Here is a 24,007-nt window from a genome sequence, read left to right on the forward strand (position 1 = left end):
TCTTGTTGTTCAATCGGATGCCCATATGCGGGTCCGGAATTCAATGTCTCGCTCACGGAGGAGGCTCGCGCCCATGTCTGGACGACTGTTTACGTCACCAATGTTCCTTGGTTTTGACCATCTCGAACAGATGCTTGAACGCGCATCGAAGTCGACTTCTGATGGTTACCCTCCCTATAATATTGAACAGCTCAGCCAGACGGCACTACGCATTACTCTCGCTGTGGCTGGCTTTGTGATGGACGACCTGCAGATCACGCAGGAGGACAACCAGCTTGTCATTCGTGGTCGCCAGACGGATGACAGCCAGGGACGCGTATTTTTGCATCGTGGTATAGCTGCCCGGCAGTTCCACAAGGCGTTTGTGCTTGCTGAGGGTATCGAGATTGGCGGGGCATGGCTTGATAATGGTCTGCTGCACATAGACCTTCTGCGCCCTGAGCCTGAAGTGCGCGTGAAGCGGATTGCGATTTCGCAAGGTCGTCGTACACCGCAGCGTCAGCCTGTTGAGCATGAGGTTGTGCCACCTGCTCCCAAGCCGCGACGGCCCAGGGCCGTAAGAGATCTGGACGACGAATAGGTTTTTGTTGTCCTCCCTGAAAATACTGTGGCCCGGGCAGGGCCAGAAAAAGGTATCTGCAATGAAAAATCCGTTTGAAAACGGGAGCGGGTCAGCCGAGGTGGTTCCGGTCGATATTCGCCGGATCACGGGGGCTGAGTTCCTCGCTCTCGGCATGTCTCAGATCGCCTACATGAAGTCGGTGATGCATGACGGTGAGCAGCTTGTGGCCATTCATGCCGCAGACGGCACGCCCATGGCTGTTGCTGATGACGAGGAAAGTGCGCTTGATGCGATCCTCGAACACGAAATGATTCCAACGCTTCTTCAGTAAGGCAGTAATTGTGAGCACACATTCCGATATTGGACGGCATCTGGAAGAGCAGCGCCTGAGTGGTGTCGTAACCCATGGGGGGCTGGCCTATCTTGCGGGCCAGGTTGCGGATGATGCGACGCTCGATGTTGAAGGGCAGACGGCCGATATTCTGGCTCAGATTGATGCTCTGCTGGCTTCTCTGGGCACGGACAAGACACGGATTCTGTCAGTCCAGATATTCCTGACGGACATTAATGATATCGGTGCGATGAACCGTGCCTGGGATGTCTGGCTGGACCCTGCGCACAAGCCTGCACGCGCTACAGTCGAAGCACAACTTGCCAATCCTGACTGGCGTGTTGAAATCACGGCGATTGCCGCACTGCGCTAATCCGTTCGCCCAAGGCGGCGTCGGCGGCTTGAGTTGGGAATGCCAAGCGCCTCACGATATTTCGCGACCGTGCGGCGTTGAATGGCAGTTCCTTCGGCCTGAAGCATTGCGGTCAGCGCATCGTCGGACAGGATGTTCTCGCCCTCGTTCGCAATAAAGTGGCGGATGCGCTGTTGGATTGCGGTTGCACTCAGGCTGTTATCATCTGTTTGTGAGAGCGCAGATGGAAAAAACAGCCGCAAGGGAAAAACACCTCTAGGCGTGTCCATGTATTTGGCATTTACGATGCGGCTGACGGTGCTTTCATGTAGCCCTGTAATGCTCGCGAGTTCACGGAGCGTGAACGGGCGCATCGCTGACAGGCCCTGCTCCAGAAACCCATGCTGCCTTTCGACAATGCCCGTGGCTATCTTCAGCAGGGACTGCTTGCGGCTTTCAAGTGCGCGCAGGAGGAAGGATGCCTCTGCTCCATAACGCGTCGCAGCATGTTTGGAATCCTGTGTTCTGGAGAAATGTTCCTGAAGGCCTGTATCAAGCTTCACTTTGGGGAGAAGGCGCGTATTTACGGAGATGCGGTAGCCACTCCCGTTTCTGCGAACGATAACGTCAGGTTCAATGGCAACCCGACGTGTTTCAGGCTCAAATCCGGGTTTAGGGTCGAGTGCGCGGATCTCGGCGAGCATATCCAGAAGATCATCCTGCTCCAGGCAGCATAATTCCCTGAGCTTTCGCCACTCCCTGGCCGCAAGAAGATCCAGGTTCCGAAGGAGTATGGCCATGGCGGGATCTAGTCTGTTGCGAACCCGTAACTGCGCTGAGAGGCATTCTTCCAGAGAAACCGCAAATAAACCTGCAGGGTCAAAATGCATGAGCTTCTGACGGATTGTCTCTAGAGTATCTGTCTGGATACCTAATGTTTTTGCAAGAAAATCCGGCGCTTCGGTCAGTCTTCCGGTTTCATCGAGATTTTGCAGCAGAAATAGTCCGATAGTCTGCTCAGTGGGGTCTGGGAAGGAGAGTCTGATCTGCTGAGCGATTTCTTCGCGAAGATTGGGGCCGTCAGCAGCAGCTTCCGGCTTCTCAGCGTCAGAAGTGAAATAGCCCGGGTCATCGTCATCAAACGGCTCGGCTGGTGGTTGGTCTGGTGCAGAGCTTTCCCGTTCCTCAAGTATGAGGAGTGGGTTTTGCTCCGCCTGCTGGCGTAGGTATTGTGCCAGATCCTGCTGGGTATATTGCAGCATTTCGATCGCCTGACGCAGCTGAGGCGTCATGGCGATGGACTGCGTTTGTCTCTGTATCAGCCCGGGTGAAAGCATTCCGGAAGATTACAGTGAGAAATTCTCTCCAAGATAGACCCTGCGAACATCTTCGTTCGCAACGATCGCCTCTGGTGTGCCTTCCATTAGCACCTGACCGCTATGCATGATGTAGGCTCGGTCAATCACTTCAAGCGTTTCACGGACATTATGATCCGTGATCAGAACGCCAATGCCTCGATCCTTGAGGTGGGAGACCAGATCGCGAATTTCACCTACGGCAATGGGGTCAATACCGGCTAGTGGTTCATCGAGAAGAATGTAGTTTGGCTGGCTTGCCAGCGCGCGCGCGATTTCGAGACGGCGGCGTTCACCACCCGAAAGTGCGAGGGACGGAGAGCGTCTCAGATGGGTGATGCCGAATTCAGCCAGAAGGCCATTCAGCATCGTGTCGCGCTTGTCGGGATCGGATTCGATCACTTCAAGGGCTGCCATAATGTTTTGCTCGACATTGAGGCCGCGGAAAATGCTGGCCTCCTGCGGAAGATATCCCACCCCCAGACGGGCGCGACGATACATCGGCAGTTGCGTGATATCCGCACCATCCAGTGTGATGGAACCCGTATCGGGCTGCACCAGGCCAACGATCATGTAGAAGCTGGTGGTTTTTCCCGCACCGTTGGGTCCCAGGAGGCCAACTGCTTCTCCGCGTTGAACTTGAAGCGAGACGTTTTTGACAACTGCGCGCTTCTTGTAGGTTTTGCCGATGCCATGGGCAATCAGGCCGGGGCCCGGCGTAAAATTGGGGTTCGAGGTTTCACTCACTTTTTGGGCGCCTGGCTAGGGGAGGCTTCATTCGGTACGACAAGGCCCTGAATAGGGGAGTCCGAACCCGGCAGCATTGTGGCGATACCGGTTTTCATGTTCACGATGGCCTGCGATCCGTTGTTTTGGTTCTGGCCCTGCGTGACATGAACATGACCGATCAGGCGGGCAATCTGTGTGGCGAAAACATACACGCCCCGATCGCCGGTAGCGGTCTGTGTTGGCGTTCGCAGAACGACATGTCCCCAGCCATAAGCACGATCCAGTTTCGAAGATCCGCCCATTGGGGAACCGTCGCCTGAGGGTGGCTTCGCATTCGTGCCTGCAGGAGCGGGATCGGCGGGGGCGCTGAAGGACACCAGGACGTCTGCCTTGATGCGTTTGCCGTCATTTGTCGTGACGGTTGCGTCACCGCGGCCAACGGACATGCGTGTCTGGGAATGGTACTCCATGACATCGCGTGCTGTCAGGACGTCCTGTGGTGTTGTGAGCTTCAGTGCATGACCCGTCATGACCATGACGGCCTGATCCATGTCATAGATGGCATGATCACCCCAGCCCTGATCGGTCTGGTTGTAAATGTGGACGTTCCCTCGCGCCTCGATCCGATATAGCTCAAGCGAACCACTCATGGGGTCACCGTTGGCGCCATCAGTCTTGGGAGGAGGCGTTTGTCCGGCAGGAACGGCCTTTTTGCGCAGATAGCCGATCAACTCATCCGCATCGACCGTCACATCGCCACGGATCGCCCGCGCGCCGCCGGTCAGGGTGACTGTCTGAGCATTGCGGTCATAGATTTCCTCCTGCTTCCAGAACAAACGGACGGCCTCGCCGTGCGACATGTCCAGACCGTCCGCATGTGCGGCGAGCGGCAGCAAGAGGGGAATAACGGCAGGAAGCAGGGCGAGGCGGCTTGTCATGTGTCTGTTATGGCCTTTTCTGCGCTGCCACAGAAGAGGCAGCCGGACCGAAATCGTCATTGCGGACGGTCTGACCCGGTCCGGTGAATTCGAGCAGGCCTGCATGCTGATCCATAAAGTAGCCCTGCGCATCCTCGGTGCCGAATGGACCTTCCGCGTGGACCCAGTCACGTGAGGCGACGACACCCTGCTTCAGATCAAGATCGGCGGACGGACCATTCATCAGTGTTCCATCGTCACGGTACAGAACAACGTGGTCATCGAGATCAAGCGTCTGTTCGTGCTGCATGTAAACACCACGATCTGCCTTGATGTGCGCCCAGGAGTTTCCGGAAAGCTGAATATCGGCCACTGGATCTACCAGATTGACCCGGTCCGGACCCTCCTGGTGAGTGGTGCGTGCCGTGATCATGTAAAGATGATTATGGGCATCAAGGCCGCGATAGACGGCGTTTTCCATGTTGCCGCTTTCCACCCGGAGACGCGCCATTTCGCGCAGGGCAGCTCGGTTCTGATTGATCAGGTGGGAGATTTCAGGCCATGCGGCGATCGACGCGAGCAGCACAAGCGCCAGAGAGGGAAGCGCCCATTTGGCAAGTGCAAGCAGCGAGCGCCGACGTGCGATCAGTTCGGCGCTGGGGGCAACACGTTTTTTCTGAAAAGCAAGGCGGCGCAGGGAGTCGAGTTTTGCAAGGCTCTCGGAGCGGTTGCTGGCGAAATCTTCTCTGCGAGGCTTCGGGTCATTTGACGGGGAATCGGTCATACAATTCCAGCCCTCAGCAGGTCATGAAGATGAATGATGCCAAGGGGGCGATGATCGTCATCCAGCACAAAAAGGCTTGTGATGGGCTTGGGGCGCTCGTTCATGAGCACGAGTGCATCCTGTGCAAGCGTATGGGCAGAAGTCGTGATCGGAGCAGTATTCATGACTTCTGCAGCTTTCGTATTATCGAGGTCCCTGTCGAGTACACGACGAAGGTCACCGTCGGCAATCAAGCCCTTTAGAACGCCTTCCGAATCAACTACGCCCATGCATCCGAATGTTTTGCGAGTCATCTCCAGAATGACTGCTCGCAACGGAAGGTCCATGGTGCCTAAAGGAACGGCGTCACCGGTATGCATAAGGTCGTGCACAGGGCGTAATCTTGCACCTAGACGTCCGCCGGGATGAAAAACGCTGAAATCATTTGCAGTGAAATTACGCCGTTCCAGAAGGGCAAGCGCTAAAGCATCTCCCAAGGCGAGTTGAAGAAGTGTGGAGGTGGTGGGAGCGAGCCCCATCGGACACGCTTCTTTGGCGGACGGCAGAGCAAGGACGATCTCCGCGGCTTTGGCCAAGGCGGAAGAGGGGGCTGCCGTCATTGCTATCACGCACAGTTTCTGGCGGGATGCATGGCTTAGGACGGCAGCAAGTTCTGCAGTTTCGCCAGAGTTTGAAAGTGCCAGAATGATATCTTCCGGCCCCACCATCCCAAGGTCCCCGTGTGCTGCCTCCGCAGGGTGCATAAACAGCGAAGGGGTGCCAGTTGAGGCGAGTGTGGACTGGATTTTGCGGCCAATATGTCCGGATTTCCCCATGCCCGTAACGACGACGCGGCCAGGGGAGATAAAAATACGCTCTACGGCCCGGCTGAATGTTTCGCCAAGGCAACCACCCATCTCGGCTTCAAGTGTCTGAAGTCCCACCCGTTCCGTGGCGAGGGTGGAAAGTGCCGAACTCAGGGGAGAACGCAGCATCTGTGTCATGGGAATCAGCTATAGCTTCAGGCGCGGTGAGAAAAAATGTCCGGCTCTTCGTAGCCGAGTAGATCCAGGCGTGCTCTCGCCGGGAGGAAATCGTAACATGCCTGGGCAAGCTCGCGCCGGTTCTCACGAATGAGCATGGCTTCCAGCTTTTCCCAGAGCGCATGCAGATGCAGTACATCTGATGCGGCATATTTGCATTGCTCAGGCGTTAGTGTGTCAGCGCCCCAGTCAGAGCTTTGCTGGTGTTTTGGTAAATCGACACCCAGAAGATCTCGGCACAAGTAAGCCAAGCCGTGTCGATCCGTGAATGTATAGACGAGGCGCGCGGCGATTTTCGTGCAGATTACGGAGCTGACTGTCACGTCAAGTGCCCGTTGTAGGACGGCTACGTCAAAGCGCGCAAAATGCATCAGCTTTGTTATGCTGTCATCAGCCATAAAGGCGCGCAAATTGGGGCAATCATATCCGCGCCCACCCATGGAGACGGGTTTGATCTGAACAAGATGTGCCTCGCCGTCACCGCTTGAAAGCTGGACAAGGCAAAGGCGATCTCGGTGGGGGTTGAGACCCATGGTCTCTGTATCAACGGCGACAAGCGGACCAATATCGAAATCGTCTGGCAGATCGCCGTCATAAAAATGGATGGCGTTCTGCTGGCTCATTTTTTGTCACCGAATTTTTCAGAGGGAAAAGGCAGGGAATGCCTGAACCGACTGGTGCCCAGAAGAAGACTCGAACTTCCACGTCCTTTCGGACACAGGTACCTGAAACCTGCGCGTCTACCAATTCCGCCATCTGGGCTCAGAAGCTCCCGGGAAAGTTCAGTTGCCTGAGGCATCCCGAGTTGGTGAGGAGCGTTTAGCCTGAGGCATGATACCCGTCAACATACAAACGGAAGAAATGAGAAAAAATATGAATGCACCAGAAAGGGAGAACTCCGGGCGTGTTGTGACGGTGATTGGTGGGGGCGGTTTTATAGGTCGGGCGCTGGTCGCACGGCTTGTCGCTGCTGGACATGTGGTTCGGGTGGCGGTCAGAAACCCGGCGAAACTTGAAGCCCTGACCCGCGCGCCCGGAGAGGGGCGCGTTGAACTGATCAAGGCATCTGTTGTTGAGGGGAATTCTCTTGCAGCAGCATTTGATCGTGCGGATGCCGTCGTTAATCTGGTTTCGATCATGGACCCGGATGTCCAGAAAATGCGCGAGATCAATGTTTACGGTGCGCAGCGTGCGGCGCGGGTCGCCCATGAGTGTGGAGTGGCGCGATATATTCACGTCTCGGCCATCGGCGCGTCCCTCAATTCGCCGAGTGCCTACGGGAGGAGTAAGGGTGAGGCAGAACGCGTTGTGCGTACTGCGTTTCCGGGTGCCTCGCTGATTCGCCCTTCCGTTGTGTTCGGTCCGCGCGACAGCTTCATGAATATGTTTGCGCTGATTGCAAAACTCTCCCCCATTCTTCCGGTTTTTGCATCAAAGACACGCTTTCAGCCTGTGTATGTTGGGGATGTAGCGGAAGCGATCGTGAGGTTGCTTGGAGCTTCTGAGGGTGCGCGAACCGTAGAGGCGGGTGGCCCGGATGTTTTTACGATGCGTGAGCTGATGGAATTCGTGCTCGACGCAACGAACAGGAAGCGGCTGCTTATTTCGGTTCCGGGTTTCGTGGCGCGGTTAGAAGGAAAAATATTCGAGAAATTGCCCGGTCATATCCTAACAAGTGATCAGGTTGCGATGATGGGTGTCGATAACGTGGTTCACTCGGGTGTGGATACGCTGGCAAGTCTTGGGATTGATCCTGTCTCGCTGAAACTGGTGGGGCCATCATATCTTGGGGGGAGTGTATTCAAGAGCTGGCGACGCTTTTTCTCATGAATGGTCCGAAACGGACCCTTTTTATTGGGTAAAATTTCAGTTTTGCATTAAATGCATGGCTATCAATTTCATATTGGTCAGCAATGCTGACTATTATCCGTTTGAATGACGGAATAGCTGGGGTTCACAGGATTTTTGCGCTTTTTGCGCGTCTTTCAGGAGAACCCCACGAATGGCCGAACGGATGTTGCAGTTCGTTACCCAACCACAGGTGCAACCCGAGAAGCGCGGGGCTGACGAACGACGTCACGATTTCGGTGAGATTTACAAGGGGTTCGTCCGGACGCGGGCTGAAGAGCAGGCATCACGCTGCTCACAGTGCGGCATTCCGTTCTGCTCGGTCCATTGTCCGCTTGGGAATAATATCCCGGACTGGCTGAAGCTCACGGCAGAAGACCGTTTGCAGGAAGCCTATGAAATGTCTTCTGCGACCAACACCTTCCCCGAAATCTGTGGGCGTATCTGCCCTCAGGACCGTCTGTGTGAAGGCAATTGCGTCATCGAGAAGGGCTTTGAAAGCGTTACGATTGGTGCGGTTGAACGCTTTATTACTGAGAACGCATTCGAACAGGGTTGGGTGAAGCCCTCAATGCCAGAGCGTGAGCTTGGGCGCAGTGTGGGTATTGTGGGCGCCGGGCCTGCGGGGCTCGCCTGTGCGGAACGGCTGCGCGCGCTTGGCTATGAAGTTCATGTTTATGACCGTCATGATCGCGTTGGCGGCCTTATGGTTTACGGAATTCCAAGCTTCAAGCTTGAGAAGACCGTCATTGCCCGGCGTCATGCCCTTCTTGAGCAGCAGGGAATTGTTTTTCATCTTTCAACGCCGATTGGTGCGGCTGATGGCGAAACATCGCTCGATGAACTGCGCAATCGCCATGAAGCAGTCTTTCTGGGAACCGGCGTCTATCGCTCGCGCGAAGTACAGGTGCCCGGAGCAGGGTTGAATGGTGTGGTCGATGCAATCGACTTCCTCACAGCGTCCAACCGTCGGGGTTATGATGAAGATCCCGGCGAGGATCTCGCGCTTCACGCGAAGGGGCGCCGGGTTGTGGTGATTGGCGGTGGTGACACTGCGATGGACTGCGTTCGCACGTCCATCCGGCAGGGAGCAGAAAATGTGGTCTGCGTTTACCGACGTGATCGCGAGAATATGCCCGGATCGCGCCAGGAGGTTGGAAACGCTGAGGAAGAAGGCGTGAAATTTGAGTGGCTCGCCGCACCTGAAGCCTTCGTGGGAGATCAGAAAGTCGGCGGCGTACGTGTCCAGAAGATGCGTCTTGGTGCTCCGGATGCAACGGGCCGTCGTTCAATTGAAGCTACGGGCCAGCATTCGGTTGTTGAGGGTGATCTTGTCATCCGTGCACTCGGGTTTGACCCTGAAGACCTGCCCGCTCTCTGGCAGCAGCCGGATCTCGCGGTGACGCGTTGGGGTACGCTGAAGGTTGCACCAGGTGGTTTTGAGACCAGCCTAGAAGGCGTTTTTGCCGGTGGCGATATTGTTCGTGGCGCAAGTCTCGTCGTCTGGGCGATCCGGGATGGCCGGGATGCCGCCGAATCAATCCATCATTACATGACACAAACGGCAGCAGCGGAGGCCGCGGAATGACCCAGCAAAATGACTTCATCCGCGAGTACGCAGAGAACGTCGAGCGCCTCAAGGGCCTTTATGATTCTTCTCAGGAACGCGATTCCTGCGGCGTAGGTCTCGTTGCGTCTCTTGATGGCAAGGCGAGCCGTGATGTTGTGCGTGCCGGTATCGAGGCATTGGGAAACATCTGGCACCGTGGCGCTGTTGATGCCGACGGTAAGACAGGCGATGGCGCTGGAATTCATGTTGAGATTCCGCAGGATTTCTTTGCGGACGCCATCCATAGCGCAGGCGACGACGAAATCGACGGTCGCATCGCTGTTGGCATGGTGTTCCTGCCAAAGACAGACCTCGCATCGCAGGAGCGTGGCCGCCAGATCATCGAAACCGAGATCCTGAATTTTGGTTACGGCATCTATGGCTGGCGTCAGGTGCCGATCGATACGGCCTGCATCGGTGAAAAGGCAAACCAGACGCGCCCTGAGATCGAACAGATCATGATCCGCAACCGCCTTGGGCGGAGTGAGGATGATTTCGAGCGTGATCTGTATGTGCTGCGTCGTCGTATCGAAAAGGCTTCGGATGCGGCGCATGTCGATCTGTATGTCTGTTCGATGTCGTGCCGCTCCGTCATCTACAAGGGCATGTTCCTTGCCGAGAACCTGACAGATTTTTATCCGGATCTGCTGGACGAGCGCTTTGTTTCGCGTTTTGCGATCTATCATCAGCGCTATTCGACGAACACGTTCCCGACATGGAAGTTGGCCCAGCCTTTCCGCAAGGTCGCCCATAACGGCGAAATCAACACGATTTCCGGCAACACGAACTGGATGCGTTCCCATGAGACGCGCCTGTCGCACCCGGCGCTTAACCAATACATGGAAGACATCAAGCCGGTTGTGCAGGCTGCTGGCTCCGATACGGCCGCTCTCGATAACGTCTTTGAACTGCTGACCTTTGCCGGTCGCGATGCGCCTATGGCGAAGACGCTGCTTGTCCCGGCATCAGCAGGTGCGAACTCGACGATGTCGGACGCGGCAAGGGCATTGTTCAGCTACTGCAATGCCGTAATGGAGCCATGGGATGGCCCCGCGGCTCTTTGTGCCACCGATGGTCGATGGATTGTTGCGGGTCTGGACCGTGCAGGTCTTCGCCCGCTGCGTTACACGATCACGCAGGACGGTCTTCTGATCGTCGGGTCCGAAACGGGTATGGTGCGGGTGCCGGATGCGCGCATCCTCAGCCGCGGGCGCCTCGGGCCGGGGCAGACCCTGGCCCTCGACCTCAAGGAGGGGCGCCTCTACCAGTCTGATGAGCTTCTGGAAATGCTAGCTTCCCGGCGGGATTTCAAAAGCTGGACAAAGCATATCCGCAATATCGAGCCGATCGTGCGCGATGTGACGGAACCGGATGCGATCGATGCGGAAAACCTGCGCCGTCGCCAGCTTGCTGTCAGCCTGACCTACGAGGAGCTGGAGACGATTCTGCATCCGATGGTCGAGACCGGCGCCGAAGCGCTGGGGTCGATGGGGGATGATACGCCGCTTCAGGTGTTGTCCACGAACTATCGTGGTCTGGCCCATTATTTCCGGCAGGGTTTCAGTCAGGTTACCAACCCGCCGATCGACAGTCTGCGTGAAACTCGGGCGATGAGCCTGATCACGCGTCTTGGCAATCTGGGCAACATCCTCGATCAGTCCGCTGAACAGTGCGATCTGCTCCAGCTTCCAAGCCCCGTACTGACCAGTGGCGAATTTGACGCACTGCGTAAGGTCTGCGGAGAGAGTGCAGGCGTGATCGACTGCACGTTTGTGGCCGAAGGCGGGGAAGAGGCGCTTCGTGCGGCTATTGTCTCGATCCGCACGCAGGCTGAGGATTTCGTTCGTGGCGGATGCACCCATCTGTTCCTAACGGACGAACACAGCAATGCCGAGCGTGCCGCGATCCCCATGATCCTGGCTACCGCTGCGGTGCACGTCCATCTGGTGCGTAATTCCCTGCGAACATTTACGTCTCTGAATGTCCGGACATCGGGCGCCATTGATGTGCACGCCATCGCTGTGACCATCGGCGTGGGCGCCACCACGGTAAATCCGTTCCTTGCGCAGCATTGCATCGCTGATCGCCTGCGTCGTGGGTTGTTCAGCAACATGACATTGCGTGAAGCGGTGGAGCGTTATCGTAAGGCCGTGGATAAGGGGCTGCTGAAGATCATGTCCAAATCGGGCATTTCGATCATTTCGGCGTATCGTGGCGGGTATAATTTCGAAGCGATCGGCTTGTCGCGCGCGCTCGTAGCGGAGTTCTTTCCGGGGATGCCGTCGCGCATTTCGGGGATCGGCCTGCCTGGTATCGCGCGCAATATTCTGGGCGCACACGCCGCAGCCTGGAACAGTAACGTCGAAGCACTGCCGATTGGCGGGCGTTACAAGCTTCGGCGCACCGGCGAAACGCATGCGTTCTCCGGGCAGCTTGTGCACATGCTTCAGACGGCCGTCACCTCCAACAGCTTTACGCTCTATCGCCGTTATGCCGACGCCGTGCGCCGTATGCCTCCCGTGGCGCTGCGCGATCTGCTGGATTTCCGGCCTGTATCTCAGCCGATTGCGGTGGATGAAGTCGAGAGCATCACGCAGATCCGTCGTCGTCTGGTGGCTCCGGGCATTTCGCTTGGTGCGTTGAGCCCGGAGGCGCATGAGACGCTGGCAATCGCCATGAACCGTATCGGCGCAAAGTCTGATTCCGGTGAAGGTGGTGAGGATGCCGAGCGTTCAAAGCCCCGTCCGAATGGTGATAATGCATCATCCGCAATCAAGCAGGTTGCGTCCGGCAGGTTTGGCGTAACGGCGCAGTATCTGAATGATTGCCGCGAAATTGAAATCAAGATGGCGCAGGGTGCAAAGCCCGGTGAGGGTGGTCAGCTACCGGGCTTCAAGGTCACGGAACTGATCGGCCGCCTGAGGCATGCGACGCCGGGCGTGACGCTGATTTCGCCACCGCCTCATCATGATATCTATTCCATCGAGGATCTGGCTCAGCTCATCTATGACCTGAAACAGATCAATCCGACGGCTACCGTCACGGTTAAGCTTGTGGCCCGCACTGGTATCGGCACGATTGCGGCAGGTGTCGCCAAGGCCAAGGCAGATGCGATCCTGATTTCCGGCCATTCGGGTGGAACCGGGGCAAGTCCGCAATCCTCCATTCATTACGCTGGCCTGCCTTGGGAAATGGGGCTGAGCGAGGCGCATCAGGTACTGATGCTCAACCGTCTGCGTCATCGCCTGACGCTGCGGACAGATGGTGGCATCAAGACCGGGCGTGATGTCGTGATGGCTGCGATGCTGGGTGCCGAGGAGTTCGGTATCGGAACCGCTGCTCTGGTTGCGATGGGCTGCATCATGGTGCGCCAGTGCCATTCCAACACATGTCCGGTGGGTGTGTGTGTGCAGGATGAGAAACTGCGCGAGAAGTTTGAGGGGACGCCGGAAAAGGTCATCAATCTTTTCACGCTGATCGCTGAAGACGTTCGCAACATTCTCGCAGAGCTTGGCGTGAAGTCGCTGGCTGAAGTGATTGGCCGGACGGATATGCTCCGTCAGGTATCGCGCGGTGCGGATTATCTGGACGATCTGGATCTCAATTCCCTGCTGGTTCAGGCCGATCCGGGCGAACATGCGCGTTACTGCACCCGCGAGGGACGCAACGAAGTCCCTGAAACACTTGATGCGCAGATCATTGCAGACGCCAATCCGTTGTTTGAGCGCCGCGAAAAGCTGCACCTGCATTACACGGTCCAGAACACACATCGTGCGATCGGTACGCGCGTGTCGTCGCTCATCACGCGCAAATTCGGTATGCACGAATTGCCGGAAGGCCATCTGACGCTCTCTCTGCGCGGGTCTGCGGGCCAGTCTCTGGGCGCGTTTGCTGTGCAGGGCGTGAAGCTGGAAGTGGTGGGCGACGCTAACGATTACGTCGGTAAGGGCCTTTCAGGGGCGACGATCGTCGTGCGTAAGGCGCCTTCTGCACAATGGGCCTCTGAGACGAACGCGATTATCGGAAACACGGTTCTGTATGGTGCGACGTCCGGCAAGCTGTTTGCCGCCGGGCAGGCGGGGGAGCGTTTCGCCGTCCGAAATTCAGGTGCTACGGCTGTGATCGAGGGATGTGGTTCGAACGCATGCGAGTACATGACGGGTGGTACCGTCGTGATACTCGGTGAGACAGGCGACAACTTCGGCGCAGGGTTCACGGGCGGTACGGCTTATGTGCTGGATCTGGACGGGCGGTTCGAAGCGCGCGTCAACAAGGATACGGTCATGATGAGCCGTGTTCCGGCAGGGCAGTGGGGTGATGAGCTTCGTGCCCTTGTGGAGCAACACGTAGCGGAAACGGGCAGCACGTATGCGGAAGAGCTGCTCCATCGCTGGGAGCGGACGCTGGGACAGTTCTGGCATGTCGTCCCCAAGGATTATGCCCGGATCATCGGTTATGCGTATGAGGATCTGTCGCAGCTTTCTGCTTAAGAAATGTGAAGGTTCCGTAAGACTACGGAATTGTCATCAACATCAGGTTTGAACCGGGGCGGTGTCGTTCTAATCTTGAAGGCATGAACAGCATGCCTTCTCCCGCCTCCATCCGCTTCAATCCTGATACTGCAGGTTCCAGTGCTGCAACGAAACCGCCGCGCTGGGACCTGTCGGATCTCTATGCCTCTGTCAGCGATCCGGCCGTCCAGGCGGATTTTGCGGCGCTTGAAGGTCAATCCAAGGCATTTTGCGAGAAATGGAAGGGCAGGCTTGCAAGCCTGTCACCTGCTGAACTCGCTGGTGTGTTTGATGAATATGAAAGCATTGAACAGGGACTTGGGAGGATCGGATCCTTCTCCCAGCTTCTTTTCGCAGCGCACACCACAGATGCGGAATGTGGTCGTTTTGCACAGAGTGTGCAGGAACGCCTGACCGATATTTCCGCCTACCTGCTGTTTTTCTCGCTTGAGATCAATCGCATCGAAGACCAGACGCTTGATGCTTTGACCGCAGATCCGGCCATGGAAAAGTGGCGGCCATACCTACGCGACCTGCGGGTCTTCCGGCCCTATCAGCTTTCAGATGAGGTCGAGCAGGTGCTGATGGAGAAATCCGTCACGTCTCGCAATGCATGGAACCGCCTTTTCGACGAGACCATGGCCTCTTTGACCGTCACGCTTGATGGAGAAATCAAGCCGCTGGGGGATGCTTTCAACCGCCTGACGGACGCGGATCGCACCAGGCGTGAAGAAGCAGCGAAACAGGTCAGTGCCGTGCTGGCGGAAAATTCGCGTCTTCTGGTGATGATCACGAATACCCTCGCCAAGGATAAATCCATCTCCGACGGCCTGCGTGGCTATCCACGTCCCGCCAGCAGCCGGAACCGGGCGAACATGGTTGAGGACGAGGTTGTTGATGCGCTGGTGAGTGCAGTCGATGAGGCATATCCGCGTCTGTCTCATCGGTATTACGCCATGAAGGCAAAGTGGCTCGGGTTGGAAAAGCTTGAGCACTGGGACCGGAATGCACCGCTATCCGGTGTTCCTGATGCGCTCATCAGTTGGGAAGATGGCAAGGAAATCGTTCGCAAGGCTTATGCGGATTTTGATCCCGAACTTGGTGCGCTGGTGCAGCGGTTCATGGTTAATCCGTGGATCGACGCGGCGGCGGTTCCGGGAAAATCCTCGGGTGCCTTTGCGCACCCCACGGTTCCTGACGTCCATCCGTATATTCTCATGAATTACCATGGTCGCCCGAGGGATGTGATGACGCTGGCCCATGAGCTGGGTCATGGCGCTCATCAGATTCTCGCTGGGCAGAAGCAGGGATATCTCAATTCAGGCACGCCGTTGACGCTGGCGGAAACAGCATCAGTGTTTGGGGAAATGCTGACCTTCCAGTCTCTTCTGGATGCTGAGACGGACCCAAAACGCCGTCGTCACATGCTGGCTGCCAAAGTTGAGGATATGCTGAACACGGTGGTGCGTCAGGTTGCGTTCTACCAGTTTGAGGTGCGTCTGCATGATGAGCGCCGTAATGGCGAAGTTTCAGCAGAGCGCATTGGTGAAATCTGGCGTGAAGTGCAGGTTCACAGTTTGGGGCCGGCATTCAGCTTTAGCCCGGATTATGATGCTTACTGGTCCTATATTCCGCATTTTGTGCATTCGCCATTCTATGTTTACGCATATGCCTTTGGGGATTGTCTGGTGAATGCGCTTTACGGCGTTTATCAGGAGGAACCGGAAGGTTTTGCGGACAGATACCGCGCAATGCTTGAGGCGGGCGGTACGCTCCGTCATCAGGAGCTTCTCGCGCCATTCGGCCTTGATGCGACGGATCCGGGTTTCTGGCGTAAAGGACTGGATGTTATCTCGGGTCTGATTGATCAGCTCGAGCAGGAGGGCTGAGAACGTCATGGCGCGGGACATCGACAACACGGGTTTCATGGGCGAGCTAAAGCGGATGGCTCGCACCTCCGGGGCTGTGGGCGGCATTGCTGCCCGGCTGGCGGGGAACCGTATCGGGATCAAGACGGACAAGGTTATCCATGCCGAAGGTCTGAAATCTGCGCTGGGCAATCTCAAAGGACCACTCATGAAGGGGGCCCAGCTCCTGTCCACCATTCCGGGTGCGCTCCCCGATGAGTATGCCGAGGAGCTGGCGCATCTTCAGTCCAACGCGCCTGCCATGGGGTGGAGCTTCGTGCGGCGCCGCATGACGGCTGAGCTGGGGAGTGGCTGGGAAAAGCATTTTCGTTCATTCAGCCATGAGGCTGTAGCTGCCGCATCGCTCGGGCAGGTTCACCGTGCACGGTTGGTTGATGGGCGTGAGGTGGCCTGCAAGTTGCAATATCCTGACATGCAGGGCGCTGTGGAGTCGGATCTGAGGCAGTTCCGGGCGGCACTCGGCCTCTACAAGCATTTCGAAACGGCCATCCGTCAGGATGACGTTTATACCGAGCTTGCAGAACGCCTGCGGGAGGAACTGGATTATCGTCGCGAGGCCACGCATCTGCGGCTTTACGGAGATATCCTGTCCAACACGCCTGACGTCACGATCCCTGCGCCAATAGAGGAAGTCTCGACAGGGCGCCTGTTGACGATGGACTGGGTTTCGGGTCGGGGCATGAAGAGCGTTCTGGCGGAAAATCCGTCACAGGAAGAGCGCAATGCCATGGCACGGGCGCTGTTTCGTGCATGGTATACGCCGGTCTATCAGTACGGCGTTATCCATGGTGATCCGCATATGGGCAATTTCACGGTCCGCCCTGATTTTGGCCTGAACGTGCTGGATTTTGGTGCTATTCGCGTCTTTACGCCCCGGTTTGTACAGGGTGTGATCGACTTATTCACGGCATTGCGTGAAAACAACGAAGAGCTCGCATTTCATGCCTATAGCTCTTGGGGCTTCACCGATGTTTCGCGTGAGACGGCTCAGATCCTTAATGAATGGGCGCGGTTCTTCTATCGCCCCCTCATGACGGATCGTGAATGCACGATGCAGGAGAGCAATGATCCGGCAGAAGCACGCGAAGTTCTGGACCGTGTCTACACAGGCCTCAAACGGACGGGAGGCATCAAGCTGCCGCGTGAGTTCGTGCTGATGGACCGCTCGGCGATTGGTCTGGGAAGTGCGTTCCTGCGTCTGGGTGCGCGCCTGAACTGGCATCGCATGTTCGAGGAACTGATTGACGGGTTCGATGTGGATGTTCTGGCGCAACGGCAGAAAGATGCCCTGACCCGCGCCAAAGTGCCGCCACCGCTTTCTACGCTGTGACGAAAAGAGGAGGGGCGCTTCGTGATGGAGCGCCCCTCCCGGAAATCAGAAGATTTCCTTGATGAGGTCGTCGCCAATACCGAAGCCCGCACCTGCTGCGACTGAGTGCGCGAAGCCGGAATTCAGGACGCTTGAGAGAAAGCCGCCGCTGGAAGACTGAACCTGAACCGGCGGAGGCGCTTCCTGCACGTAATTCTGCTGGGGAGCGTAGTTCTGCTGCTGGCCCTGATCGGCGTTCATCATGGCACCGTGAATCTGCTGAAGCAGCGTTGCGACCTGCTGCTGTTCAGCCTGAATGGCGAGTGCCAGCTCCCTGAGATCCAATGACCATTCACGAGCCTGCATATCTCCGCTCTGGGCTGCGTTCTGCATTTTGGAGCCAAGCGCCTGCAAAGCCTGAGCTGTCTGCTGGGACTGGCTCTGAAGCTGGTTGTAAGTCTGTTCGATTGTTTGGATATCCATGGATCTGGTGTTCCTGTGATGACGGATGCAGGTCATTTTATCGTGCTGGGCAAACTCCTGACAGATGTTATGGAAACACACTGTCTCAAAATAGACACACAAAGACACCATGTCAGCATAAGCTGTTCTGACACGGGAACATGATGTGTCTTGCTTTACCCAGCCGCGACACCCCGGATTTTCCACTGCGAAAATGCCTTGCGTCAGGTGCCGGGACGTCCCACCTGATAGGGCATGGCCAACGCACGCTCGACCCTTGAGAATATCCCTGAAACCCGCCTCACAGGCTTTCAGCCGGAGCGGCAACCTGCAAAGGCAAAGACGCGCAAATTCGTCGTCAAATCCGATTATGAGCCAGCGGGAGATCAGCCTAACGCGATCAGAGAGCTGGTGCAGGGGATAGATGCAGAAGAGCGCGATCAGGTTCTGCTGGGCGTAACCGGCTCAGGTAAAACATTCACGATGGCAAAAGTCATCGAGCAGACCCAGAAGCCAACGCTCATTCTGGCACCAAACAAGACGCTTGCAGCGCAGCTTTACGGTGAGATGAAGCAGTTTTTTCCTGATAATGCGGTCGAGTATTTTGTTTCGTACTATGATTATTATCAGCCGGAGGCATATGTTGCCCGATCTGACACGTATATCGAAAAAGATAGCCAGATAAACGAACAGATCGACCGGATGCGCCATGCTGCCACGCAGGCACTTCTGGAACGCAACGATGTCATTATCGTGGCCTCGGTCTCATGCATCTACGGTATCGGTTCGGTTGAGACGTATTCCCGGATGGTGGTCCGACTCGAGACGGGCGGGAGTATTGATCGAGACATGCTGATAAAGGCGCTCGTCGAACTCCAGTATCGCCGTAACGACGCCGCCTTCGAGCGCGGTACGTTTCGAGTGCGTGGTGAGCAGATTGATATTTTCCCGGTCCAGAATGAGGACCGTGCCTGGCGCGTGTCTCTCTTTGGCGACGAAATTGACCAGATTACCGAGTTTGATCCGCTGACGGGCAACAAGACGGCGGATCTGGCCGAGATCAGCGTCTACGCAAACTCCCACTATGTGACGCCGCGCCCAACGCTTAATCAGGCGATGATCAGCATTAAGGATGAGCTTCGCAAACGACTGGCGCAGTTTACTGAAGAAGGGAAACTGCTGGAGGCAGAGCGACTTCAGCAGCGCACGACGTTTGATCTGGAAATGATCGAGACGACTGGCGCGTGCAAGGGCATCGAAAACTATTCCCGCTATCTCTCAGGGCGCGGGCCGGGCGATCCGCCACCAACGCTATTTGAATATCTTCCCGAAGATGCGCTGCTGATTGTGGATGAGAGCCACGTAACCGTGCCGCAGATTGGGGGCATGGAGCGTGGAGACAGGGCACGGAAAAACGTCCTTTCGGAATATGGTTTCCGTTTGCCTTCATGCCTCGATAACCGCCCGCTCTCGTTTGACGAGTGGGAGGCATTCCGACCGCAGAGCGTGTTTGTGTCTGCCACGCCGGGAAAATGGGAAATGGAACGCACGGGTGGTGTGTTCGCGGAACAGATCATCCGCCCGACTGGCCTGATTGATCCGATTACGATTGTTCGTCCGGTCGAAGGGCAGGTTGATGATCTTCTTCATGAGTGCCGGGACACGATCGGAAAGGGCGGGCGCGTTCTTGTTACGACACTCACAAAGCGCATGTCCGAGGATTTAACAGACTATCTCGGCGAGGCGGGGATCAAGGTGCGCTATCTGCATTCTGACGTGGATACGCTTGAGCGCATCGAAATTATTCGGGATCTCCGCCTTGGAGCGTTTGATGTTCTTGTGGGCATCAACTTGCTTCGGGAAGGACTGGATATTCCGGAGTGTGCTCTTGTCGCGATTCTGGATGCGGATAAGGAAGGCTTTCTGCGTTCGCGTACGTCTTTGATTCAGACAATCGGCAGAGCCGCCCGAAATGTAGACGGGCATGTTCTGCTCTACGCAGACAAAATGACGGACAGTCTGCAGTTCGCGATTGATGAAACGGCACGTCGCCGCGCACTTCAGACACAATGGAACGAAGCGCATGGCATTACGCCGACCACAGTCCGCACCAAGATCGGCGATGCGCTCTCTTCCGTATTTGAGCAGGATTATGTGACTGTCACGCCCGATTCCGGTGGAGATACGCAGGAATTCGTCGGGAAATCGCTTGGTGCTTCCATTCAGGAGCTTGAAAAGCGGATGCGCGAGGCTGCGGCTAATCTGGACTTCGAGCAGGCAGCGCGCCTGCGTGATGAAGTGCGCAGACTTGAGGCGATCGATATGGGCCTTGAGCCACCGCCTGTTGCAACCTCGACGGCAGGTCGCGCTGGTGGTGGAAAGAAACCCAAAGGCCCGGTGCCTCTTGGTCCAGGCGGTGGTGGTTATGACCCTGCCAGGAAGAAGGGGCGTGGAAGAGCGCGCTGATCTGGTTCATATGAGCCCCATCTGATCTGCCCCGAGCGAGGAATTCCGCTGCCATGATTGAACTTATCCGAGGCAAGAACCGGCTGACGCTGCTGCCCCAGACCGGCGCTTCTATTGGAAGCTGGCAGCATGACGGCAAGGACGTCTTCCTGCCCGTTTCCAATCCTTCACTGCGTGCACAGAACGGGGTGGCTGTGGCGGCTTATCCGCTGATTCCCTATTCGAATCGGATTGCAGACGGTCGTTTTTCGTTTGAGGGGCAGGAGTATCAACTCGCTGATAATCTGACCGGTGAGCCTCATGCGATTCATGGCAATGCGTGGGAGCATGAGTGGACTGTCGCGCATCAGGGGCCGGACTACGCGATCCTGACATTCGACCACACACCTGTTGAGAATGACCGTGAATGGCCGTTCGCCTATCGTGCGGTGATCTCGTACGTGTTGCGCAATGACGTGCTGGAAGTTCAGATCGCGGTTGAGAACCGTGATCAGTGCGATCAGCCGGTCGGGTTTGGTTTCCATCCCTTTTTGGCTGCTTCGGGAGAAGCGACGCTTGCTTTTGATGCCTCCAGTGTATGGCGTACGACGCCTGATAACCTGCCTCTTCGCAGGGAGCCGTGCGAAGGAGAGTGGGCGTTTGAAAAGCCTGTGGATGCCCATGCGCGCGTCATTGATAACTGCTTTGCAGGTTTTGCAGGGAGCGTCGCTTTTCGCCATGTAGCGGCGGGCTTGGGTATTGATATCGACGCCGACAGGATTTTCCAGCATGTGGTGGTCTATACGGCGCCTGGAGAGCAGTTTGTTGCTGTTGAGCCTGTGACCAACATGACGGATGCCATCAATCATCCCGAAATCGCAGATCGCGGACTTCACATTCTGAAGCCCGGAACGCGCATTGGTGGTGGAATGCGGTTCAGGGTTTCCAGCCTCAATGGTTGATACGCCCCTCTCGCATTACCTCTCTCCGCGCGGTGCAGCTGTGATGCGCGCCGAACTGCTTGAACTGGCCCAGAAAGAGCGCCCCAAGATTGTGGAAATTGTTTCCTGGGCTGCAAGTAATGGCGATCGTTCGGAAAACGCGGATTACCAGTATGGTAAGCGACGGCTTCGGGAAATCGACCGCCGCATGCGTTTTCTGGGGAAGCGGCTGGAGAATGCAATCATTGTGGACCCCAGCCGCCAGACCGTCCGTGATCGCGTATTTTTCGGAGCGACCGTCAGTTATCTGGATGAGCATGACGATGAGCAGACCGTTACGATCCTCGGTGTAGACGAGTCCGATCTGATTCGCGGCGAAGTCAGTCTGGTGTCACCAATTGCCCGTGCGCTCATGCGAACACGGGTGGGAGATGAAGTAATTCTTCAGACACCCGGTGGTCCGGTAGAGATCGAGATCACTAAGATCACCTACCCACCAGAAGAAGCGCCGTAACAGTCGGAGGTCGTTCCTTTGGCTGGCTCTTTGAGGTCAAACCCGCCAGTAACCTGCGTCTCTCCGCCGCAAAAATGCTTATTCGATTGTGTCGGCCTTCCTGCAGAAGGGAAGAAGAAAAATCTGGAATAGCGAGCGTGGCATGGTTTTTCGCTGCCCAGCAGAACAAATTTCTCTTCGGACTTACACCCCTCGATGAACCCCGATGGGGCATGGCTTTGAAATCCTGCGTGTCACGGCTACAGAAGTTGTTCTCTTTTCTCCTCCCCAGCCGGAGCCCTCGCCATGTCACGCCCACTTCGGATCGCCGTTCAGATGGACCCTCTGGAACGGGTCAACATAGACGCCGATTCGACGTTTGCCATGATGCTCGAAGCCCAAAGCCGTGGGTACGAGTTGTGGGTATATCCCGTAACCGCCCTGAGCCTCGTCGAGGGTGATGGCATTTCGGGGCGTGTTCGCGCCCGTGCGCGGCCTGTGACGGTGCGCCGTCAGAAGAATGACCACGCTGAATTCGGAGACGAACAGATCATTGATCTGGGTGAAACGGACGTCATTCTGATGCGTCAGGATCCGCCTTTCGATATGGGCTACATCACCGCGACACATATGCTTGAGCATATCCACGGCGTGGGTGAGGGGCGCTCTCTGGTCGTCAATGACCCGGTGGCAGTGCGGAACGCGCCGGAGAAGCTGCTTGTCACGCATTTCCCGCAGCTAATGCCGCCGACACTGATCACGTGGGATATCGAGGCGATTGCGGCTTTTCGTAAAAAGCATCAGGACATCATTCTCAAGCCGCTTTACGGCAACGGCGGCGCGGGTATTTTTCGCGTAAAGGCCGATGATGAAAATCTGGCTTCTTTGCTTGAGATGCATTTCTCAAGGTCCAGAGAGCCATTGATGATTCAGCGCTATGAGCCTGCTGTACGCAAGGGTGACAAACGGATCATTCTTGTTGACGGAAAGCCGATCGGTGCAATCAACCGTGTCCCGGCAACGGGAGAAGCACGCTCTAACATGCATGTCGGTGGTCGGGCGGAAAGTGTTGAACTGACGTCGCGCGATAAGGAGATCTGCGAGGCTATCGGCCCGTACCTTCAGGAAAATGGCCTGATTTTCACCGGAATCGACGTGATCGGAGACTGGTTGACGGAAATAAACGTAACCTCTCCAACTGGCCTTCAGGAACTTGACCGTTTTGATGGGATCAACAGTGCAGGTCTGATCTGGGATTCAATCGAGAAACGCCTGAAATCCTGAAAGGATCAGGTTTCCGGTGTCTTCTCTTCTTCCTTGGGTGGGTCATAGGAGAAGGGAAGGGGCGCGCCCGGTACACTTTTATGTGATAAGGGCATTGAATCACGGCCGAAACGGTTCATGAACCATCTGTTTATGGCCTCTTGGTAGTGCAGATAAAAAATGCTTGGCCATATGATGATGACCAAAAGAATCAGAAACAAATTCAGCAAGAAAACTCTCCTGACGACAAGATTGAGCGCCCATTAACACTCAGTCTGCATGCAGTGTCTTGCCAGAAGCGGTTCCGGGAGGGCAAGAAGGACCCAACTGAACGAAGTTTCGCAAAGGCCCTCTGACTGGGTCGGATGCAGAAGGTCGCATATACTATGTCCTCCACCCTCTCGCCCCGCTCGGCTCTAGACGCTGACGCCGTCAAGGCTGCATACCGCCGATGGGCCCGCGTTTATGATACCGTTTTTGGCGGCATCTCCGGTTATGGTCGAAAACGGGCTGTTGCCGCTGTCAACGCGCTGCCAGGCGAGCGCGTACTGGAAGTTGGTGTTGGAACAGGTCTGGCCCTGCCAGCCTACACAACGCAGAAGCGGATTACCGGGATCGATCTCTCCGAGGACATGCTGGAACGCGCCCGTCAGCGCGTGCTGCAAGAGCGCCTCACGAATGTCGATGATCTTCTTGAAATGGATGCTGAAGCGACAACTTTCGAAGACAATAGCTTCGATATTGCTGTTGCGATGTTTGTTGCGTCTGTGGTGCCGCATCCTGATCGGCTTTTGGCCGAACTCAAGCGCGTTGTGCGCCCAGGTGGACACATTCTCTTCGTGAACCATTTTCTGGCTACGGGTGGTGTGCGCCTGACAGTGGAGCGCGGAATGGCACGTGCATCCCGTTCACTGGGATGGCATCCCGATTTTGCTATCGAGTCGCTACTCCCTCCTGAAGATCTGTGCCGCGCATCACTGACACCAGTTCCTCCCGCAGGGCTTTTTACACTGGTGACATTACCGCAATGCGAGAGTAAGGATGAGGAAGCAGCCCTGGTCGCCTGATCGGCGTATGGTTCCGGTTTGACCGGCGCCGAGTATTCCGACGCTCGCTGCGGTAATCCTCAACGGACCCGACATAGCG

Annotated in this window: 20 protein-coding genes and 1 tRNA gene; 13 read left to right on the forward strand and 8 right to left on the reverse strand. The window is 56.4% G+C overall.

Features of this window, described 5'->3' with window-relative positions; all coding sequences use genetic code 11:
* Positions 1-73: 73 nt before the first annotated feature.
* The 3 genes from GWA01_RS02425 to GWA01_RS02435 all read left to right on the forward strand — a co-directional run bounded on the left by GWA01_RS02425 (position 74) and on the right by GWA01_RS02435 (position 1,266).
* Positions 74-580 carry an Hsp20 family protein gene (locus GWA01_RS02425; protein WP_146793659.1) on the forward strand — a complete coding sequence of 169 codons (507 nt, stop codon included), beginning with the start codon at positions 74-76 and terminating at the stop codon, positions 578-580.
* Between the two features lie 61 nt (positions 581-641).
* Complete coding sequence (locus GWA01_RS02430; RefSeq protein ID WP_146793661.1) at positions 642-893, forward strand: DUF1150 family protein; 252 nt, start codon at positions 642-644, stop codon at positions 891-893.
* A 10-nt stretch (positions 894-903) separates the two neighbouring features.
* The gene (locus GWA01_RS02435; RefSeq protein ID WP_146793663.1) at positions 904-1,266 is read left to right on the forward strand and encodes a RidA family protein; all 363 of its coding nucleotides are present in this window, start codon (positions 904-906) and stop codon (positions 1,264-1,266) included.
* Here the strand turns inward: GWA01_RS02435 and rpoN are convergent.
* From rpoN to GWA01_RS02470, 7 genes are all read right to left on the reverse strand, one after another.
* On the reverse strand, positions 1,263-2,582 hold the full coding sequence (gene rpoN / locus GWA01_RS02440; protein WP_146793665.1) for an RNA polymerase factor sigma-54: 1,320 nt from the start codon (positions 2,580-2,582) through the stop codon (positions 1,263-1,265). The genes GWA01_RS02435 and rpoN overlap by 4 nt on opposite strands.
* A gap of 9 nt (positions 2,583-2,591) precedes the next feature.
* Entirely contained in the window at positions 2,592-3,347 is a 756-nt protein-coding gene (lptB, locus tag GWA01_RS02445; RefSeq protein WP_146793668.1) for an LPS export ABC transporter ATP-binding protein, read from the reverse strand.
* Positions 3,344-4,267: an LptA/OstA family protein gene (locus tag GWA01_RS02450; RefSeq protein ID WP_146793670.1), complete on the reverse strand. Its 924-nt coding sequence runs from the start codon at positions 4,265-4,267 to the stop codon at positions 3,344-3,346. Before GWA01_RS02450 ends, lptB begins: the two co-directional genes overlap by 4 nt.
* A gap of 7 nt (positions 4,268-4,274) precedes the next feature.
* Positions 4,275-5,030: an LPS export ABC transporter periplasmic protein LptC gene (lptC, locus tag GWA01_RS02455; RefSeq protein WP_146793672.1), complete on the reverse strand. Its 756-nt coding sequence runs from the start codon at positions 5,028-5,030 to the stop codon at positions 4,275-4,277.
* Positions 5,027-6,013 (reverse strand): KpsF/GutQ family sugar-phosphate isomerase, encoded by a 987-nt coding sequence (locus tag GWA01_RS02460; protein ID WP_146793674.1) that lies wholly within the window; start codon positions 6,011-6,013, stop codon positions 5,027-5,029. The genes lptC and GWA01_RS02460 overlap by 4 nt, the downstream gene beginning before the upstream one ends.
* Positions 6,014-6,030: 17 nt before the next feature.
* On the reverse strand, positions 6,031-6,675 hold the full coding sequence (locus GWA01_RS02465) for a ribonuclease D (protein WP_146793676.1): 645 nt from the start codon (positions 6,673-6,675) through the stop codon (positions 6,031-6,033).
* Between the two features lie 52 nt (positions 6,676-6,727).
* Positions 6,728-6,814: transfer RNA gene (locus tag GWA01_RS02470), tRNA-Leu, on the reverse strand.
* A gap of 111 nt (positions 6,815-6,925) precedes the next feature.
* Here GWA01_RS02470 and GWA01_RS02475 point away from each other — a divergent pair.
* From GWA01_RS02475 to GWA01_RS02495, 5 genes are all read left to right on the forward strand, one after another.
* On the forward strand, positions 6,926-7,882 hold the full coding sequence (locus tag GWA01_RS02475; protein ID WP_228118290.1) for a complex I NDUFA9 subunit family protein: 957 nt from the start codon (positions 6,926-6,928) through the stop codon (positions 7,880-7,882).
* Between the two features lie 172 nt (positions 7,883-8,054).
* Complete coding sequence (locus tag GWA01_RS02480) at positions 8,055-9,488, forward strand: NAD(P)-dependent oxidoreductase (RefSeq protein WP_146793681.1); 1,434 nt, start codon at positions 8,055-8,057, stop codon at positions 9,486-9,488.
* Positions 9,485-13,999: a glutamate synthase large subunit gene (gene gltB, locus GWA01_RS02485; protein ID WP_146793683.1), complete on the forward strand. Its 4,515-nt coding sequence runs from the start codon at positions 9,485-9,487 to the stop codon at positions 13,997-13,999. The genes GWA01_RS02480 and gltB overlap by 4 nt, the downstream gene beginning before the upstream one ends.
* A gap of 92 nt (positions 14,000-14,091) precedes the next feature.
* On the forward strand, positions 14,092-15,909 hold the full coding sequence (locus GWA01_RS02490) for a M3 family oligoendopeptidase (RefSeq protein WP_186819431.1): 1,818 nt from the start codon (positions 14,092-14,094) through the stop codon (positions 15,907-15,909).
* Positions 15,910-15,916: 7 nt separating this feature from the next.
* A complete protein-coding gene (locus GWA01_RS02495; RefSeq protein ID WP_146793687.1) occupies positions 15,917-17,278 on the forward strand; it encodes an ABC1 kinase family protein in 1,362 nt (453 codons plus the stop codon).
* 45 nt (positions 17,279-17,323) lie between these two features.
* On the opposite strand, the gene GWA01_RS02500 is transcribed toward GWA01_RS02495, so the two are convergent.
* Positions 17,324-17,740 carry a hypothetical protein gene (locus tag GWA01_RS02500; RefSeq protein ID WP_146793689.1) on the reverse strand — a complete coding sequence of 139 codons (417 nt, stop codon included), beginning with the start codon at positions 17,738-17,740 and terminating at the stop codon, positions 17,324-17,326.
* Between the two features lie 234 nt (positions 17,741-17,974).
* Between GWA01_RS02500 and uvrB the strand changes: the two genes are divergently transcribed.
* The 5 genes from uvrB to GWA01_RS02530 all read left to right on the forward strand — a co-directional run bounded on the left by uvrB (position 17,975) and on the right by GWA01_RS02530 (position 23,928).
* Complete coding sequence (uvrB, locus tag GWA01_RS02505; RefSeq protein WP_146793691.1) at positions 17,975-20,185, forward strand: excinuclease ABC subunit UvrB; 2,211 nt, start codon at positions 17,975-17,977, stop codon at positions 20,183-20,185.
* Positions 20,186-20,238: 53 nt separating this feature from the next.
* Entirely contained in the window at positions 20,239-21,126 is an 888-nt protein-coding gene (locus GWA01_RS02510; RefSeq protein WP_146793693.1) for an aldose 1-epimerase, read from the forward strand.
* Complete coding sequence (greB, locus tag GWA01_RS02515) at positions 21,119-21,619, forward strand: transcription elongation factor GreB (RefSeq protein ID WP_146793695.1); 501 nt, start codon at positions 21,119-21,121, stop codon at positions 21,617-21,619. Before GWA01_RS02510 ends, greB begins: the two co-directional genes overlap by 8 nt.
* A gap of 285 nt (positions 21,620-21,904) precedes the next feature.
* Positions 21,905-22,882 (forward strand): glutathione synthase, encoded by a 978-nt coding sequence (gene gshB, locus GWA01_RS02520; protein ID WP_146793697.1) that lies wholly within the window; start codon positions 21,905-21,907, stop codon positions 22,880-22,882.
* Between the two features lie 365 nt (positions 22,883-23,247).
* Positions 23,248-23,928: a class I SAM-dependent methyltransferase gene (locus tag GWA01_RS02530; RefSeq protein WP_146793701.1), complete on the forward strand. Its 681-nt coding sequence runs from the start codon at positions 23,248-23,250 to the stop codon at positions 23,926-23,928.
* The last annotated feature ends 79 nt before the right edge of the window (positions 23,929-24,007 follow it).

Source organism: Gluconobacter wancherniae NBRC 103581, from assembly GCF_007988885.1.
Classification (GTDB): Bacteria; Pseudomonadota; Alphaproteobacteria; order Acetobacterales; family Acetobacteraceae; genus Gluconobacter; species Gluconobacter wancherniae.

Bases quoted from the DNA above. Each gene is read 5' to 3' on its own strand.
- GWA01_RS02430 (WP_146793661.1), top strand. From the start codon at position 642: ATGAAAAATCCGTTTGAAAACGGGAGCGGGTCAGCCGAGGTGGTTCCG.
- GWA01_RS02450 (WP_146793670.1), bottom strand. From the start codon at position 4,267: ATGACAAGCCGCCTCGCCCTGCTTCCTGCCGTTATTCCCCTCTTGCTG.
- greB (WP_146793695.1), top strand. From the start codon at position 21,119: ATGGTTGATACGCCCCTCTCGCATTACCTCTCTCCGCGCGGTGCAGCT.
- GWA01_RS02500 (WP_146793689.1), bottom strand. From the start codon at position 17,740: ATGGATATCCAAACAATCGAACAGACTTACAACCAGCTTCAGAGCCAG.
- GWA01_RS02480 (WP_146793681.1), top strand. From the start codon at position 8,055: ATGGCCGAACGGATGTTGCAGTTCGTTACCCAACCACAGGTGCAACCC.
- gshB (WP_146793697.1), top strand. From the start codon at position 21,905: ATGTCACGCCCACTTCGGATCGCCGTTCAGATGGACCCTCTGGAACGG.
- GWA01_RS02460 (WP_146793674.1), bottom strand. From the start codon at position 6,013: ATGACACAGATGCTGCGTTCTCCCCTGAGTTCGGCACTTTCCACCCTC.
- rpoN (WP_146793665.1), bottom strand. From the start codon at position 2,582: ATGCTTTCACCCGGGCTGATACAGAGACAAACGCAGTCCATCGCCATG.
- GWA01_RS02465 (WP_146793676.1), bottom strand. From the start codon at position 6,675: ATGAGCCAGCAGAACGCCATCCATTTTTATGACGGCGATCTGCCAGAC.
- GWA01_RS02495 (WP_146793687.1), top strand. From the start codon at position 15,917: ATGGCGCGGGACATCGACAACACGGGTTTCATGGGCGAGCTAAAGCGG.
- GWA01_RS02490 (WP_186819431.1), top strand. From the start codon at position 14,092: ATGCCTTCTCCCGCCTCCATCCGCTTCAATCCTGATACTGCAGGTTCC.
- GWA01_RS02510 (WP_146793693.1), top strand. From the start codon at position 20,239: ATGATTGAACTTATCCGAGGCAAGAACCGGCTGACGCTGCTGCCCCAG.
- gltB (WP_146793683.1), top strand. From the start codon at position 9,485: ATGACCCAGCAAAATGACTTCATCCGCGAGTACGCAGAGAACGTCGAG.
- GWA01_RS02475 (WP_228118290.1), top strand. From the start codon at position 6,926: ATGAATGCACCAGAAAGGGAGAACTCCGGGCGTGTTGTGACGGTGATT.
- GWA01_RS02530 (WP_146793701.1), top strand. From the start codon at position 23,248: ATGTCCTCCACCCTCTCGCCCCGCTCGGCTCTAGACGCTGACGCCGTC.
- lptC (WP_146793672.1), bottom strand. From the start codon at position 5,030: ATGACCGATTCCCCGTCAAATGACCCGAAGCCTCGCAGAGAAGATTTC.
- GWA01_RS02425 (WP_146793659.1), top strand. From the start codon at position 74: ATGTCTGGACGACTGTTTACGTCACCAATGTTCCTTGGTTTTGACCAT.
- uvrB (WP_146793691.1), top strand. From the start codon at position 17,975: ATGGCCAACGCACGCTCGACCCTTGAGAATATCCCTGAAACCCGCCTC.